Source organism: Streptomyces sp. NPDC059828, from assembly GCF_042731955.1.
In the GTDB taxonomy this organism is placed as follows: Bacteria; Actinomycetota; Actinomycetes; order Streptomycetales; family Streptomycetaceae; genus Streptomyces.
In genome coordinates, this window is record NZ_JBHWIW010000011.1 from 153,178 (window position 1) to 155,200 (window position 2,023).

2 protein-coding genes are annotated in these 2,023 nt (G+C 72.7%); both read left to right on the forward strand.

Features of this window, described 5'->3' with window-relative positions; translation table 11 throughout:
- Positions 1-512 precede the first annotated feature (512 nt).
- Entirely contained in the window at positions 513-1,301 is a 789-nt protein-coding gene (locus tag ACFV6V_RS10065; protein ID WP_361287874.1) for a polyprenol monophosphomannose synthase, read from the forward strand.
- Positions 1,302-1,361: 60 nt separating this feature from the next.
- A complete protein-coding gene (gene fxsA / locus ACFV6V_RS10070) occupies positions 1,362-1,937 on the forward strand; it encodes an FxsA family membrane protein (RefSeq protein ID WP_385561796.1) in 576 nt (191 codons plus the stop codon).
- Positions 1,938-2,023: the final 86 nt, after the last annotated feature.

A 2,023-nucleotide genomic window follows, 5' to 3' on the forward strand; every position in this document is an offset into this window, starting at 1 on the left:
TCCGTGTGCGCGGGGGGGGCGTTTTGGGTGCGCCCGACCCCCCCCCCCCCGCCCCCCCGGCGGGCCCCCCCCCCCCTGCGCCCCACCGGGTGGGGTTTGGGGGGGGGTGCGCGTACCCCCCCCCCCACCGCTGGGAGCCAGGTTCAGCGTCCGCGCCTCGGGGGCGAGGGAAGGCCGCGGCCGGTGGCGGGTCCCCCCTGTCCGGCAGGAGCTCGGGGGAAGGTGTGACCCGGGTGGGGCCCGGCGTTCAGTAGACAACGGCATTCGGGCGACCCGCAGCCAGCGGATCCCAGGCCGGCCCGAAGGACGCCGGGTTCCGACCCGTTCCCACCCTGCTGTGCCCATCGCGTCACGGCGACCGAATCCGGCCCGACCAGGACTTTTCGGTGCATGTCCATGGCCTGGACCGCCCCGCGGCACCACCCTGGGGTCCTTCGGACCCGTGCCGACGTGGCCGTGTCGCCGACGCTCGCTATGGTGGGTCTCTGCGTAGTGACGTCAAAGGGGCAGTAGTGAACGACGGTGGTCAGAGGCGGTACGGCCCGCTCGGCAAAGCCTTGGTGATCATCCCCACCTACAACGAGGCCGAGAACATCGAGCCGATCGTCTCCCGGGTGCGCGCCGAGGTGCCGGATGCGGACATCCTGGTGGCCGACGACAACAGCCCGGACGGCACCGGCAAGATCGCCGATGAGCTCTCGGGCGAGGACGCCCAGGTGCACGTACTGCACCGGAAGGGCAAGGAGGGCCTCGGCGCGGCCTATCTCGCGGGCTTCCGCTGGGGGATCGAACACGGCTACGGAGTCCTCGTCGAGATGGACGCCGACGGGTCCCACCAGCCCGAGGAGCTGCCCCGGTTGCTCACCGCGCTCAAGGGCGCCGATCTCGTCCTGGGCTCCCGATGGGTGCCCGGCGGCCGGATCGTGAACTGGCCCAAGTCCCGCGAGTTCATCTCCCGGGGCGGCAGCCTCTACTCGCGCGTTCTGCTCGATGTCCCGATCCGCGACGTCACCGGCGGCTTCCGTGCCTTCCGCAAGGAGACCCTGGAGGGCCTCGGCCTGGACGACGTGGCCTCGGCGGGCTACTGCTTCCAGGTCGACCTCGCGCGCCGCGCGGTCGCTGCCGGGTTCCATGTCGTGGAGGTCCCGATCACCTTCGTCGAGCGCGAGCGCGGCGACTCCAAGATGAGCAAGGACATCCTCGTCGAGGCGCTGTGGCGGGTCACCGCCTGGGGCGTGAGTGCGCGGGCGAGTCGCCTGCTCGGCCGGCGTCCGGCCAAGCAGGCGCCTCCCGCATCCTGAGCCGCTGCACCCGCTGCTTCCTTTACGCCGCCCGAGCGGGCGGCCAGGCACACTGGGGGCATGACGACCGGTGTACGCACTCCGACCGCCCCTCGGCGCTCCCGCGCCCGTACCTTCCTTCCTCTCGGCGTCGCCGCCTGGCTGCTGCTGGAAATCTGGCTGCTGACGCTCGTGGCCGGGGCGGCCGGCGGGTTCACCGTGTTCGCCCTGCTCGTGGCGGGCGCCGTGCTCGGCGCGGTGGTGATCAAGAAGGCCGGCCGCCGCGCCTTCCGCAACCTCACCGAGGCCTTCCAGCAGTCGGGCGCGACACCCGCGGCGACGCCGGCCGACCGCCAGGACCAGGGCAACGGCCTGCTGATGCTGGGCGGACTGCTGCTGATGCTGCCCGGACTGATCTCCGACGCGGCCGGTCTGCTGCTGCTCCTGCCACCCGTGCGCCGCAGCATCGGACGCCATGCCGAGAAGTCCCTGGAACGCCGGATGCGGCAGGCCGCGCCCGGCTCACTCGGGGACGCTCTGCGGCAGGCGCGCATTCACCGCCCGGACGCAAAGGTGGTCCAGGGTGAGGTCATCCGCCAGGACCCTCCCGCCCCGCCGCAGCCGGGCACGGGCCAGCACCCTCCGCTGACCCCGTAACCGGGGCCACCGCGCGGTTGCCCGCGTGCGCGGAGGGCGAGGGCGATATCCGGACACCCCTCAGCCTATTCCAGAAGGCCCTCACC